The 14009-nt window shown below is 44.7% G+C and carries 13 protein-coding genes, 3 tRNA genes, 2 rRNA genes, 1 other RNA gene and 1 other annotated feature (1 of these 20 only partly in view); of the genes, 15 read left to right on the forward strand and 4 right to left on the reverse strand.

Going from position 1 to position 14009, the window contains the following annotated elements:
- Positions 1-95 precede the first annotated feature (95 nt).
- The 4 genes from pdxS to NST79_RS00095 all read left to right on the forward strand — a co-directional run bounded on the left by pdxS (position 96) and on the right by NST79_RS00095 (position 3418).
- Positions 96-980: a pyridoxal 5'-phosphate synthase lyase subunit PdxS gene (gene pdxS, locus NST79_RS00080; protein ID WP_003247145.1), complete on the forward strand. Its 885-nt coding sequence runs from the start codon at positions 96-98 to the stop codon at positions 978-980.
- Positions 981-1001: 21 nt separating this feature from the next.
- Complete coding sequence (gene pdxT / locus NST79_RS00085) at positions 1002-1592, forward strand: pyridoxal 5'-phosphate synthase glutaminase subunit PdxT (protein ID WP_003226797.1); 591 nt, start codon at positions 1002-1004, stop codon at positions 1590-1592.
- Positions 1593-1644: 52 nt separating this feature from the next.
- Positions 1645-1857 (forward strand) — a binding site (T-box leader).
- Positions 1858-1913: 56 nt separating this feature from the next.
- Positions 1914-3191: a serine--tRNA ligase gene (gene serS / locus NST79_RS00090; RefSeq protein WP_003247131.1), complete on the forward strand. Its 1278-nt coding sequence runs from the start codon at positions 1914-1916 to the stop codon at positions 3189-3191.
- A gap of 134 nt (positions 3192-3325) precedes the next feature.
- Positions 3326-3418, forward strand: a tRNA-Ser gene (locus NST79_RS00095).
- A 111-nt stretch (positions 3419-3529) separates the two neighbouring features.
- Here the strand turns inward: NST79_RS00095 and dck are convergent.
- From dck to NST79_RS00115, 4 genes are all read right to left on the reverse strand, one after another.
- Positions 3530-4183: a deoxyadenosine/deoxycytidine kinase gene (gene dck / locus NST79_RS00100; protein WP_003226792.1), complete on the reverse strand. Its 654-nt coding sequence runs from the start codon at positions 4181-4183 to the stop codon at positions 3530-3532.
- Complete coding sequence (gene dgk, locus NST79_RS00105; protein WP_212059417.1) at positions 4180-4803, reverse strand: deoxynucleoside kinase; 624 nt, start codon at positions 4801-4803, stop codon at positions 4180-4182. The genes dck and dgk overlap by 4 nt, the downstream gene beginning before the upstream one ends.
- Positions 4804-4901: 98 nt before the next feature.
- On the reverse strand, positions 4902-6185 hold the full coding sequence (locus tag NST79_RS00110) for a glycoside hydrolase family 18 protein (protein ID WP_024572658.1): 1284 nt from the start codon (positions 6183-6185) through the stop codon (positions 4902-4904).
- Between the two features lie 69 nt (positions 6186-6254).
- Complete coding sequence (locus NST79_RS00115; RefSeq protein WP_003226786.1) at positions 6255-6800, reverse strand: isochorismatase family cysteine hydrolase; 546 nt, start codon at positions 6798-6800, stop codon at positions 6255-6257.
- An 85-nt stretch (positions 6801-6885) separates the two neighbouring features.
- On the opposite strand from NST79_RS00115, the gene tadA reads away from it, so the two are divergent.
- The 11 genes from tadA to NST79_RS00170 all read left to right on the forward strand — a co-directional run.
- Entirely contained in the window at positions 6886-7371 is a 486-nt protein-coding gene (tadA, locus tag NST79_RS00120) for a tRNA adenosine(34) deaminase TadA (RefSeq protein ID WP_015715088.1), read from the forward strand.
- A gap of 82 nt (positions 7372-7453) precedes the next feature.
- Positions 7454-7718: signal recognition particle sRNA large type (gene ffs / locus NST79_RS00125), an RNA gene on the forward strand.
- Between the two features lie 129 nt (positions 7719-7847).
- The gene (gene dnaX, locus NST79_RS00130) at positions 7848-9539 is read left to right on the forward strand and encodes a DNA polymerase III subunit gamma/tau (RefSeq protein ID WP_015253021.1); all 1692 of its coding nucleotides are present in this window, start codon (positions 7848-7850) and stop codon (positions 9537-9539) included.
- A 23-nt stretch (positions 9540-9562) separates the two neighbouring features.
- Positions 9563-9886: a YbaB/EbfC family nucleoid-associated protein gene (locus tag NST79_RS00135; protein ID WP_003225427.1), complete on the forward strand. Its 324-nt coding sequence runs from the start codon at positions 9563-9565 to the stop codon at positions 9884-9886.
- A gap of 14 nt (positions 9887-9900) precedes the next feature.
- Positions 9901-10497 (forward strand): recombination protein RecR, encoded by a 597-nt coding sequence (recR, locus tag NST79_RS00140; protein ID WP_003225425.1) that lies wholly within the window; start codon positions 9901-9903, stop codon positions 10495-10497.
- A gap of 17 nt (positions 10498-10514) precedes the next feature.
- Positions 10515-10739, forward strand: a complete 225-nt coding sequence (locus NST79_RS00145; protein WP_212059419.1) for a YaaL family protein — start codon at positions 10515-10517, stop codon at positions 10737-10739.
- A gap of 66 nt (positions 10740-10805) precedes the next feature.
- Positions 10806-11069, forward strand: a complete 264-nt coding sequence (gene bofA, locus NST79_RS00150; protein ID WP_003225421.1) for a sigma-K factor-processing regulator BofA — start codon at positions 10806-10808, stop codon at positions 11067-11069.
- Between the two features lie 245 nt (positions 11070-11314).
- Positions 11315-12864: ribosomal RNA gene (locus NST79_RS00155) — 16S ribosomal RNA — on the forward strand.
- A 102-nt stretch (positions 12865-12966) separates the two neighbouring features.
- A tRNA-Ile gene (locus tag NST79_RS00160) sits at positions 12967-13043 on the forward strand.
- Between the two features lie 11 nt (positions 13044-13054).
- Positions 13055-13130, forward strand: a tRNA-Ala gene (locus NST79_RS00165).
- Between the two features lie 80 nt (positions 13131-13210).
- Positions 13211-14009, forward strand: a 23S ribosomal RNA gene (locus NST79_RS00170) (it continues 2129 nt past the right edge of the window).
- The 16S and 23S rRNA genes sit together here with 2 tRNA genes alongside, the layout of an rRNA operon.

Consider the following 14009-nt stretch of genomic DNA (forward strand, 5'->3'; position numbering starts at 1 on the left):
ATAAAATAGTATATATCCATATGAATTATTGGATTTCTAGGATACAATAAGGATTAGAAATCATATAACTATACCTTGATTAGGGGGACCAAGAAATGGCTCAAACAGGTACTGAACGTGTAAAACGCGGAATGGCAGAAATGCAAAAAGGCGGCGTCATCATGGACGTCATCAATGCGGAACAAGCGAAAATCGCTGAAGAAGCTGGAGCTGTCGCTGTAATGGCGCTAGAACGTGTGCCAGCAGATATTCGCGCGGCTGGAGGAGTTGCCCGTATGGCTGACCCTACAATCGTGGAAGAAGTAATGAATGCAGTATCTATCCCGGTAATGGCAAAAGCGCGTATCGGACATATTGTTGAAGCGCGTGTGCTTGAAGCTATGGGTGTTGACTATATTGATGAAAGTGAAGTTCTGACGCCGGCTGACGAAGAATTTCATTTAAATAAAAATGAATACACAGTTCCTTTTGTCTGTGGCTGTCGCGATCTTGGTGAAGCAACACGCCGTATTGCGGAAGGTGCTTCTATGCTTCGCACAAAAGGTGAGCCTGGAACAGGTAATATTGTTGAGGCTGTTCGCCATATGCGCAAAGTTAACGCTCAAGTGCGCAAAGTAGTTGCGATGAGTGAGGATGAACTAATGACAGAAGCGAAAAACCTAGGTGCTCCTTACGAGCTTCTTCTTCAAATTAAAAAAGACGGCAAGCTTCCTGTCGTTAACTTTGCCGCTGGCGGCGTAGCAACTCCAGCTGATGCTGCTCTCATGATGCAGCTCGGTGCTGACGGAGTATTTGTTGGTTCTGGTATTTTCAAATCAGACAACCCTGCTAAATTTGCGAAAGCAATTGTGGAAGCAACAACTCACTTTACTGATTACAAATTGATCGCTGAGCTATCAAAAGAGCTTGGTACTGCAATGAAAGGGATTGAAATCTCAAACTTACTTCCAGAACAGCGTATGCAAGAACGCGGCTGGTAAGAACATAGGAGCGCTGCTGACATGTTAACAATAGGTGTACTAGGACTTCAAGGAGCAGTTAGAGAGCACATCCATGCGATTGAAGCATGCGGCGCGGCTGGTCTTGTCGTAAAACGTCCGGAGCAGCTGAACGAAGTTGACGGGTTGATTTTGCCGGGCGGTGAGAGCACGACGATGCGCCGTTTGATCGATACGTATCAATTCATGGAGCCGCTTCGTGAATTCGCTGCTCAGGGCAAACCGATGTTTGGAACATGTGCCGGATTAATTATATTAGCAAAAGAAATTGCCGGTTCAGATAATCCTCATTTAGGTCTTCTGAATGTGGTTGTAGAACGTAATTCATTTGGCCGGCAGGTTGACAGCTTTGAAGCTGATTTAACAATTAAAGGCTTGGACGAGCCTTTTACAGGGGTATTCATCCGTGCTCCGCATATTTTAGAAGCTGGTGAAAATGTTGAAGTTCTATCGGAGCATAATGGTCGTATTGTAGCCGCGAAACAGGGGCAATTCCTTGGCTGCTCATTCCATCCGGAGCTGACAGAAGATCACCGAGTGACACAGCTGTTTGTTGAAATGGTTGAGGAATATAAGCAAAAGGCACTTGTATAAAACAGTTGAAAGCTGTGGAAACTTATAGTACATTATAAGCACAAATAAAGATCGAAAAGCGTTGATAGGAACTAGTAGGGAGCCTCTCTTTCTAAGAGAGCCGATGGTTGGTGCGAATCGGTGAAAGATGCTGTCTGAATCCATCCTTGAGCGAAATGCTGAAACAAGTAGGCATTTACGGGATAACCGTTATGTTTGAAAGTGGAAAACGAGTCTTTGATTTGTTTTCAATCAGGGTGGCAACGCGAGAGCTCTCGTCCCTTTATGGGGATGAGGGCTCTTTTTATTTTCGACAAATCAATAAAAAAAGGAGTGTTTCGCATGCTTGATACGAAAATGCTGAGAGCAAATTTTCAAGAAATTAAAGCAAAGCTTGTACACAAAGGCGAAGACTTAACTGATTTTGATAAGTTTGAGGCGCTGGATGATAGACGAAGAGAGCTCATCGGCAAGGTTGAAGAGTTAAAAGGAAAACGAAATGAAGTTTCTCAGCAGGTCGCTGTGCTGAAGCGTGAGAAAAAAGACGCGGATCACATTATTAAAGAAATGCGTGAAGTCGGCGAGGAAATTAAAAAGCTTGATGAAGAATTGCGAACAGTGGAAGCTGAGCTTGATACAATCCTTCTCTCAATCCCGAATATTCCGCATGAGTCTGTACCTGTCGGTGAAACAGAAGACGACAACGTAGAAGTGCGTAAATGGGGTGAAAAGCCTTCATTTGCTTATGAGCCGAAGCCGCACTGGGATATTGCGGATGAGCTGGGTATTCTGGATTTTGAACGTGCTGCCAAAGTAACAGGAAGCCGTTTCGTGTTCTATAAAGGCTTAGGTGCTCGTCTGGAGCGTGCGCTTTATAACTTTATGCTTGATCTGCATGTGGATGAGTATAACTACACTGAAGTGATCCCGCCATATATGGTAAACCGCGCAAGCATGACGGGAACGGGGCAGCTTCCTAAATTTGAAGAAGATGCATTTAAAATCAGAGAAGAAGATTATTTCTTAATTCCAACGGCGGAAGTGCCGATTACAAACATGCATCGCGATGAAATCCTTTCAGGTGACAGCCTGCCGATCAACTATGCGGCATTCAGTGCTTGCTTCCGTTCTGAAGCTGGTTCAGCAGGACGTGACACACGCGGATTAATTCGTCAGCACCAATTTAATAAAGTTGAGCTTGTAAAGTTTGTGAAGCCTGAAGATTCTTATGAAGAATTAGAGAAGCTTACAAACCAAGCAGAACGGGTTCTTCAGCTGCTTGAGCTTCCATACCGTGTCATGAGTATGTGTACGGGTGACTTAGGCTTTACGGCTGCGAAAAAATACGATATCGAAGTTTGGATTCCAAGCCAAGACACATATCGAGAAATCTCTTCTTGCAGCAACTTCGAAGCGTTCCAGGCGAGACGTGCGAATATTCGTTTCAGACGTGAAGCGAAAGGCAAGCCTGAGCATGTACACACACTGAACGGTTCAGGACTGGCGGTTGGAAGAACAGTTGCCGCTATCTTAGAAAATTATCAGCAGGAAGACGGAAGCGTTGTGATTCCGAAAGTGCTTCGTCCTTATATGGGGAATAGAGAAGTAATGAAACCGTAAATTATGGAAAGGCGTGCCTGACAAGGTGCGCCTTTTTGCTTATGTAAAAACGGCATTTTCATAAAAACAAAAAAAGTTTTTAAAAATGCTTGACCACACGAGAACATACGTGATATAGTAAGTCTTGTCGATACGGAGGAATACCCAAGTCCGGCTGAAGGGATCGGTCTTGAAAACCGACAGGGGTGTCAAAGCCCGCGGGGGTTCGAATCCCTCTTCCTCCGCCATATTGATTTTAATTCTAATGAAACACAAGCATATATTGGAGATTGTTTTGTCCGTTGCATTCGGTGCGGCGGATTTTTTATTTTAAAGAAAAAGTGAATCTCGACTGAGATTCACTTTTTTTGATTATCATGAATAACTGAAGCAATTTGATCTACAATATTTTCAATCGAGTTTTCGTCGTTCAGAAGATCATAATCTTCAATGCGAAGTTTTAAAACAGGGCAGGCATTAAAACCGCTTATCCAGTTCTCGTAGCGTGTATGCATTTCTTCCCAATAAGACCGGCTTGTCTGAAGCTCCATCTCACGGCCGCGTTGTTCAATCCGGTTTAAAATGTTCTCCAGATCTCCTTCTAAATAGATCAACACATCTGGATGTGGGAAATACGGTGTCATTACCATTGCTTCGAAAAGGCTTGTGTAAGTCTTATAATCAACCTTTGACATTGTCCCTTTATCAGCATGCATTTTTGCGAAAATTCCTGTATCTTCATAAATCGAACGATCCTGTACAAAACCTCCGCCGGCTTCAAAAATTGTTTTCTGTTCTTTGAAGCGTTCAGCTAAGAAGTAAATTTGAAGGTGAAAGCTCCAACGTTCAAAATCATGATAGAACTTTTCCAAATATGGATTATGATCGACTTCCTCCAAAGATGTTTTAAATCCAAGCCGTTTAGCTAAAGTTTTTGTTAAAGTCGATTTTCCGACACCTACTGTTCCTGCTACTGTAATAATTGAATTCTTAGGGATATGATGTTCCTTCATACGATAAGCTCCTTTACATGGGCGGCAATGCGTTCAAAGTCGCTCTTATTCAAAACGAAATCCTTTGAATCACCATCTACGGTTAACACTGTAAGTTCAGTGTCTGCTTCCTGCAGCTGCTTGATGGCGACTTCATAATCTGAAATCAGCTGCTCCAAATAGCTAGTTTCAATTTTTTTCTCAAAGGGGCGCCCGCGTTTTTCAATGCGGTGTAGCAATGTAGGCAGACTGGCCTTTATGTAAATGATGAAATTCGGCTTTGGCAGATCATCCGTTAGCAGGTGATATATCTTTTTGTATTTTTCCAGCTGATGTGGAGACAAGGTGCGTTCCGCAAAAATCACATTTTTATAAATATGATAATCAGCTATTACAGGCTGTCCCTTTTTTAAAAAGTGATCACTGGTGTCTTCAAGCTGTTTGTATCTGTGACAAAGAAAAAACATCTCGAGCTGGAAGCTCCATTCCTCTATATTGTCATAAAACTTATCAAGGTACGGGTTATCCTCTACAATCTCATTGATCATAGGGAATCCGAACTCTTGTGAGAGCATCGTTGCGAGAGTTGTTTTTCCTGCCCCGATAGGACCTTCTATTGCAATAAAAGGGGCTGTATTCATCGGAATCCTCCTTATATCTGAAAAACGTGCGTCAGTTACCGACCTTCATATTGTATCACAACCCTTAGGTGCCCCCATGAAAAAAAGACGTTTCCAAATTATCGAAACGTCTTTTTGACAACATTAAATTGATCAGACAGCAGCAGCCAGTTTTGTGGAAAGGAAAGACCCAGCTTCCAATAGCTGATGCCTCTTAAATTCAGCTCTTTAATCAGATTGAATTTTGCTTGGATCGAGCGGGCATCCTCGAACCATACCTCGTGCCTTCTGTTTTCTGCATCAGTATAGCGGAAGAAAGGAGCTTGAGCGGTTTGGTCATACTGAATGGAAGCATTGTTCTGATCAGCTATGACAATGGCTTGCTGAGGGCTTACTGCTCTTGCCGGAGTTCCCCCTGCTGTATATGGCAGCGTCCAGTCATATCCATATAAATTCTGGCCCATGACAATTTTGTTCGCAGGCATTTCAGTCAAAGCATATTCTATGACATCACGGACAGGTCCAATTGGAGAAACCGCTTGAGGCGGCCCGCCGCTATAGCCCCATTCATATGTCATGAGAACAACAAAGTCGACAATTTGGCCATGCGCCCTGTAATCATGAGCTTCATACCATCTGCCCTGCTGTGTTGCACTTGTTTTAGGAGCAAGAGCCGTAGAAATTTCTAAGCCCTCTCGATGAAAAAGATCCCTTGCTTCGCGGAGAAATTGATTATAGGCCTCTCTATCCTGGGGCCGCAAATATTCAAAGTCGAAATGAATGTCACGGAAGCCATATCTCTTGGCATTCTCCACTATTTCATTTAGAAGCCTTCTTTTTACAGTTTCGTCGTTCAAAAGGATCCGGCCAAGTTCATCACTAAATGCCTGGTTTTCTAGGTTCGTTATAATCATCATCAATGTTGTATTTTGACTTTCTGTAATGCTCCTTAAATTCGTTAAAGGCGGTGCGACTAAGGTTCCGTTCCGCTGTGCCTGGAAGCTGAATGCGCCAAGGTACGTTAAGTAGGGTGACGCTTCTCTGGCCGCCTGCTGGAGATTTTCGCTGACTTGATTTCCTCGGGGCTCCAAATAAGCATTTGATTCGATGTCTCGTTTAGGAGCTGGAGGGATGTATAAACGGAAACCAATCTGAAGCACGGTATTTAACTGGATGCGGTTAACCCTTGCGAGCTCGGCTGCTGTTGTATTGAACTGCCGGGCGATGGATGTCAGGGTATCACCTCGCTTCACATCATAGAACTGGCCGGCTATTGGAATGACAATGGTTTGTCCGACAACAAGGCTGTCGGGATTCGGTATTTCATTCGTTTCAGTGATCTCACTTACGGTTGTTCTGTATTGTGAAGCGATAGCAGAAAGAGTGTCGCCTTGTTTTACCACATAAATTTGAATGAAAAACGCCTCCTTTCATATCGCTATCAATGTATGAAAGAAAAGCGCTGATCATGTTTATTTTTCTGTAATTTGTTCTTCCGTCGTAATTTCTGCGAAAAGAACATTCTCCATCATAGTTAAGGCGAATTCGTTATCTTCGTCACTGTTTGACGCGATACAGTCCTTAGGAATCGTGATGCTGTATTCCCTCATATAAGCGTCATTAGCGGTAAACAGCACACATATATTGCCGGCTATACCTGTTAAGATAATATGTCTCACCTGCAACTCAGTAAGAAGGGTGTGAAGTGCAGTTTCGTAGAAAGCGGAATGTTTTGGTTTGATTAAAAAATAATCAGCATCTTCCGGAGCTATCTTTGTGATGATATCCTTGCTTCTTTCATTTGTGCATTCTTGCTGAATGTTTTTAATGTCAGCTTGCCAAAGTCCATAATGATCATTGATGTAAATAATCGGCCATTCATTTTGTCTCGCGTGCTCCTTTAATGATAAAATATGAGGAACGATTTTTTCTGTTTTTTTAGCGAGGGTTTCTCCCATATCGAATTCAAAATTATTGATCATGTCTACAATGAGAAGGGCTGTATCTGCTTTGGACAATCGACAGTCTCCTTTCCGTTTCAGTTATAGTTAATATGTAGCCTTTTTAGGCAATGAAAAAACTTTGAAAAGAGAGCTTATCCTTATGACACAAGATGAACTTTATATGAAAGAAGCAATTAAAGAAGCGAAAAAGGCTGAAGAGAAAGGTGAAGTGCCAATAGGTGCGGTGCTTGTCGTTAATGATGAAATTATAGCGCGTGCACATAATTTAAGAGAGACTGAACAGCGATCTATTGCCCATGCAGAAATGCTTGTAATGGATGAAGCGTGTAAGGCACTGGGAACATGGCGGCTGGAAGGTGCGACTCTTTATGTGACGCTTGAGCCTTGTCCAATGTGTGCTGGTGCAGTCGTACTTTCTCGAGTGGAAAAAGTGGTTTTTGGCGCATTTGATCCGAAAGGCGGCTGTTCAGGCACGCTAATGAACCTTCTCCAGGAGGAACGCTTTAATCATCAGGCTGAAGTGGTGAGCGGTGTACTTGAGGAAGAATGCGGCGGAATGCTCAGTGCGTTTTTCAGAGAACTAAGAAAAAAGAAGAAAGCTGCCAGGAAAAACTTGTCTGAATAGTACGGTTGCAATTTTTAGGGGAAACAGATATACTTAAGTGTGCATCGTAATAGATGCAACTTAAAATTTGATATTTATTTTGCCGTGCTAAGCGGGGAGGTAGCGGTGCCCTGTACCTGCAATCCGCTCTAGCAGGGCCGAATCCCTTCTCGAGGTTCGTTTACTTTAAGGCCTGCCTTAAGTAAGTGGTGTTGACGTTTGGGTCCTGCGCAATGGGAATTCATGAACCATGTCAGGTCCGGAAGGAAGCAGCATTAAGTGAAACCTCTCATGTGCCGCAGGGTTGCCTGGGCCGAGCTAACTGCTTAAGTAACGCTTAGGGTAGCGAATCGACAGAAGGTGCACGGTAAATCAATCATCAAATTTTCAGACTCACCTAATATTAGGTGAGTTTTTTGTTATGTAAAAAGAGCTTTTGGAATCGAAACAAGGTTCATGTATAATGGGAATGATGAATAACGGAGGAGGGCAAACCCGTGAGTTACCAAGCTTTATATCGAGTATTCAGGCCTCAGCGCTTTGAAGATGTGGTCGGACAAGAACACATTACAAAAACGCTGCAAAATGCCCTTTTGCAAAAAAAGTTTTCTCACGCCTATCTGTTTTCCGGGCCAAGAGGAACCGGAAAAACCAGTGCAGCCAAAATATTTGCTAAGGCTGTCAACTGTGAACATGCTCCTGTTGATGAGCCATGCAACGAATGTGCGGCCTGTAAAGGGATAACAAACGGGTCAATATCCGATGTCATAGAAATTGACGCCGCTTCTAATAACGGTGTTGATGAGATTCGTGACATTCGCGATAAAGTGAAGTTTGCCCCATCGGCCGTCACATATAAGGTATATATCATAGATGAGGTGCATATGCTTTCTATCGGCGCTTTTAATGCATTACTAAAAACATTAGAAGAGCCGCCTGAGCATTGTATTTTCATATTAGCAACAACTGAACCGCACAAAATTCCTTTAACCATTATCTCTAGATGTCAGCGTTTTGACTTTAAACGAATTACCTCCCAAGCGATTGTAGGCCGCATGAATAAAATTGTTGATGCTGAACAGCTGCAAGTGGAGGAAGGATCGCTGGATATCATCGCGAGTGCTGCAGACGGAGGGATGAGGGATGCCCTGAGCCTTCTTGATCAGGCCATATCATTCAGCGGCGATATCCTGAAAGTCGAAGATGCGCTTTTAATTACGGGTGCTGTTTCTCAATTATATATCGGGAAGCTTGCACAATCCCTGCATGATAAAAACGTTTCTGACGCACTGGAAACATTAAATGAATTGCTTCAGCAAGGAAAAGATCCAGCTAAGCTGATAGAAGATATGATTTTCTATTTCAGGGACATGCTGCTGTACAAAACAGCCCCTGGCTTAGAGGGAGTGCTTGAGAAAGTAAAAGTCGATGAAACGTTCCGGGAACTAAGTGAACAAATTCCGGCTCAGGCCCTATATGAAATGATTGATATTCTGAACAAGAGCCATCAGGAAATGAAATGGACAAATCATCCGCGTATCTTTTTCGAAGTGGCCGTTGTGAAGATTTGCCAAACCTCACATCAATCTGCTGCTGATCTCCCGGAAGTGGATATGCTGATGAAAAAAATCCAGCAGCTCGAACAGGAAGTAGAGCGGCTCAAAACAACGGGCATAAAAGCAGCTGCGGAAAGCCCGAAAAAAGAAGCGCCGCGTGTGCCAAAGGGCGGGAAATCCAATTACAAAGCGCCAGTAGGCAGAATTCATGAGATTTTGAAGGAAGCCACAAGACCGGATCTTGATCTGCTCAGAAACAGTTGGGGCAAGCTTCTTGCTCATCTCAAACAGCAAAACAAAGTATCACATGCCGCTTTGCTGAATGACAGTGAACCTGTGGCTGCCGGATCGGCGGCATTTGTTCTGAAATTCAAATATGAAATTCATTGTAAAATGGTCGCTGAGGATAACAACGGAGTCCGGACTAATCTTGAACAGATTTTAGAATCGATGCTCGGAAAAAGAATGGATTTGATTGGCGTTCCAGAAGCACAATGGGGTAAAATAAGAGAAGAATTTTTAGAAGATCATCAGCAGGAAAATGAAGGATCAAATGTACCGGCTGAAGAAGACCCGCTTATTGCCGAAGCGAAAAAGCTTGTTGGAGCGGATTTAATTGAAATAAAAGACTAACAAAATGAAAGAGAGTGAATGCTATGCGTGGCGGAATGGGTAATATGCAAAAAATGATGAAACAAATGCAAAAAATGCAAAAGGACATGGCGAAGGCTCAAGAAGAGCTTGCAGAAAAGGTTGTTGAAGGAACTGCAGGCGGCGGTATGGTAACAGTAAAAGCAAACGGCCAAAAAGAAATCCTGGATGTTATCATCAAAGAAGAAGTCGTTGATCCTGAAGATATTGATATGCTTCAAGATTTAGTGCTTGCTGCAACGAATGAAGCTTTGAAAAAAGTTGACGAAATCACAAACGAAACAATGGGTCAATTTACAAAGGGAATGAACATGCCAGGTTTATTCTAGGGGGATAAAAGAACATGCAATATCCTGAACCAATATCAAAGCTGATTGACAGCTTTATGAAATTGCCAGGGATCGGACCGAAAACAGCGGTTCGTCTGGCTTTTTTTGTTCTAGGTATGAAAGAAGATGTAGTATTAGATTTTGCGAAAGCATTAGTAAATGCGAAACGCAACCTGACATATTGTTCAGTTTGCGGGCATATTACAGATCAGGACCCTTGCTATATATGTGAAGATACGCGCAGGGATAAGTCTGTTATCTGTGTTGTGCAAGACCCTAAGGATGTTATCGCTATGGAGAAAATGAAGGAATACAACGGACAGTATCACGTTCTTCACGGCGCTATTTCTCCAATGGACGGCATTGGACCGGAGGATATTAAAATACCAGAATTGTTAAAACGATTACAGGATGATCAAGTGACAGAAGTGATCCTCGCGACAAACCCTAATATAGAAGGGGAAGCAACGGCGATGTATATATCAAGGCTCCTCAAGCCGTCTGGTATTAAGCTCTCCCGTATTGCCCACGGACTGCCCGTCGGCGGTGACTTGGAATATGCTGACGAGGTCACTCTTTCTAAAGCACTTGAAGGAAGACGTGAATTGTAAGGAGGAAAAAGCGATCCATGGGTTTTCTTCGCAAGAAAACATTAAGAAGAGAGTTTGATGAAAAACTAACCGAGCAGCTTTTTAAGCAAAAGGAAGAGTGGAACAGGCAAAAAAAGCTGGTCGAAAAAAGCTTAGAACCGTCTGCTGAAGTGTTATACGAACTGAAAGTAGCTGAAGCGAAGTATTTTTTTTACTTAAGGGAAGCGAAGCAGCGAAATGTAAAAATCAGCCGGTGGAAGTAAGTGGTCTAAACTCCTGGATCTTCTCATAAGCTTGTACTAGAACAAGCGAAGGAGATGAGAAGATTCATGGAGCCTATTTTTATTATCGGGATTATTTTAGGACTGGTTATTCTTCTTTTTTTATCAGGTTCAGCTGCGAAGCCTTTAAAGTGGATTGGCATCACAGCTGTTAAATTTGTGGCAGGTGCTTTGCTGCTGGTTTGTGTAAATATGTTTGGCGGCAGTCTTGGCATTCATGTGCCGATTAATCTGGTTACAACAGCTATCAGCGGAATTTTAGGGATACCCGGAATAGCTGCGTTAGTCGTTATTAAGCAATTTATCATTTAATTGATATTATGTATTGACTTAGACAACCGAAGGTGTTATTCTAGTATACGTCGCTGATGACGAACAGCTTTTTTGAAAAGAAAATGTTAAAAAGTTGTTGACAGTAGCGACGGTAAATGTTATGATAATAAAGTCGCTTAAACGAGCGGTAAACAAAGTTCTTTGAAAACTAAACAAGACAAAACGTACCTGTTAATTCAGTTTTTAAAAATCGCACAGCGATGTGCGTAGTCAGTCAAACTACTTTATCGGAGAGTTTGATCCTGGCTCAGGACGAACGCTGGCGGCGTGCCTAATACATGCAAGTCGAGCGGACAGATGGGAGCTTGCTCCCTGATGTTAGCGGCGGACGGGTGAGTAACACGTGGGTAACCTGCCTGTAAGACTGGGATAACTCCGGGAAACCGGGGCTAATACCGGATGGTTGTTTGAACCGCATGGTTCAAACATAAAAGGTGGCTTCGGCTACCACTTACAGATGGACCCGCGGCGCATTAGCTAGTTGGTGAGGTAACGGCTCACCAAGGCGACGATGCGTAGCCGACCTGAGAGGGTGATCGGCCACACTGGGACTGAGACACGGCCCAGACTCCTACGGGAGGCAGCAGTAGGGAATCTTCCGCAATGGACGAAAGTCTGACGGAGCAACGCCGCGTGAGTGATGAAGGTTTTCGGATCGTAAAGCTCTGTTGTTAGGGAAGAACAAGTACCGTTCGAATAGGGCGGTACCTTGACGGTACCTAACCAGAAAGCCACGGCTAACTACGTGCCAGCAGCCGCGGTAATACGTAGGTGGCAAGCGTTGTCCGGAATTATTGGGCGTAAAGGGCTCGCAGGCGGTTTCTTAAGTCTGATGTGAAAGCCCCCGGCTCAACCGGGGAGGGTCATTGGAAACTGGGGAACTTGAGTGCAGAAGAGGAGAGTGGAATTCCACGTGTAGCGGTGAAATGCGTAGAGATGTGGAGGAACACCAGTGGCGAAGGCGACTCTCTGGTCTGTAACTGACGCTGAGGAGCGAAAGCGTGGGGAGCGAACAGGATTAGATACCCTGGTAGTCCACGCCGTAAACGATGAGTGCTAAGTGTTAGGGGGTTTCCGCCCCTTAGTGCTGCAGCTAACGCATTAAGCACTCCGCCTGGGGAGTACGGTCGCAAGACTGAAACTCAAAGGAATTGACGGGGGCCCGCACAAGCGGTGGAGCATGTGGTTTAATTCGAAGCAACGCGAAGAACCTTACCAGGTCTTGACATCCTCTGACAATCCTAGAGATAGGACGTCCCCTTCGGGGGCAGAGTGACAGGTGGTGCATGGTTGTCGTCAGCTCGTGTCGTGAGATGTTGGGTTAAGTCCCGCAACGAGCGCAACCCTTGATCTTAGTTGCCAGCATTCAGTTGGGCACTCTAAGGTGACTGCCGGTGACAAACCGGAGGAAGGTGGGGATGACGTCAAATCATCATGCCCCTTATGACCTGGGCTACACACGTGCTACAATGGACAGAACAAAGGGCAGCGAAACCGCGAGGTTAAGCCAATCCCACAAATCTGTTCTCAGTTCGGATCGCAGTCTGCAACTCGACTGCGTGAAGCTGGAATCGCTAGTAATCGCGGATCAGCATGCCGCGGTGAATACGTTCCCGGGCCTTGTACACACCGCCCGTCACACCACGAGAGTTTGTAACACCCGAAGTCGGTGAGGTAACCTTTTAGGAGCCAGCCGCCGAAGGTGGGACAGATGATTGGGGTGAAGTCGTAACAAGGTAGCCGTATCGGAAGGTGCGGCTGGATCACCTCCTTTCTAAGGATATTATACGGAATATAAGACCTTGGGTCTTATAAACAGAACGTTCCCTGTCTTGTTTAGTTTTGAAGGAACTTTGTTCCTTGAATAAGTTAAGATGGGCCTGTAGCTCAGCTGGTTAGAGCGCACGCCTGATAAGCGTGAGGTCGGTGGTTCGAGTCCACTCAGGCCCACCATCTTATATAACGGGGCCTTAGCTCAGCTGGGAGAGCGCCTGCTTTGCACGCAGGAGGTCAGCGGTTCGATCCCGCTAGGCTCCACCAACGTGTTCTTTGAAAACTAGATAACAGTAGACATCACATTCAATAGTAATACAAGATATCACATAGTGATTCTTTTTAACGGTTAAGTTAGAAAGGGCGCACGGTGGATGCCTTGGCACTAGGAGCCGATGAAGGACGGGACGAACACCGATATGCTTCGGGGAGCTGTAAGCAAGCTTTGATCCGGAGATTTCCGAATGGGGAAACCCACCACTCGTAATGGAGTGGTATCCATATCTGAATTCATAGGATATGAGAAGGCAGACCCGGGGAACTGAAACATCTAAGTACCCGGAGGAAGAGAAAGCAAATGCGATTCCCTGAGTAGCGGCGAGCGAAACGGGATTAGCCCAAACCAAGAGGCTTGCCTCTTGGGGTTGTAGGACACTCTGTACGGAGTTACAAAGGAACGAGGTAGATGAAGAGGTCTGGAAAGGCCCGCCATAGGAGGTAACAGCCCTGTAGTCAAAACTTCGTTCTCTCCTGAGTGGATCCTGAGTACGGCGGAACACGTGAAATTCCGTCGGAATCCGGGAGGACCATCTCCCAAGGCTAAATACTCCCTAGTGACCGATAGTGAACCAGTACCGTGAGGGAAAGGTGAAAAGCACCCCGGAAGGGGAGTGAAAGAGATCCTGAAACCGTGTGCCTACAAGTAGTCAGAGCCCGTTAACGGGTGATGGCGTGCCTTTTGTAGAATGAACCGGCGAGTTACGATCCCGTGCAAGGTTAAGCAGAAGATGCGGAGCCGCAGCGAAAGCGAGTCTGAATAGGGCGCATGAGTACGTGGTCGTAGACCCGAAACCAGGTGATCTACCCATGTCCAGGGTGAAGTTCAGGTAACACTGAATGGAGGCCCGAACCCACGCACGTTGAAAA

Source organism: Bacillus sp. PS196 (genome assembly GCF_037963555.1).
GTDB lineage: Bacteria > Bacillota > Bacilli > Bacillales > Bacillaceae > Bacillus > Bacillus subtilis.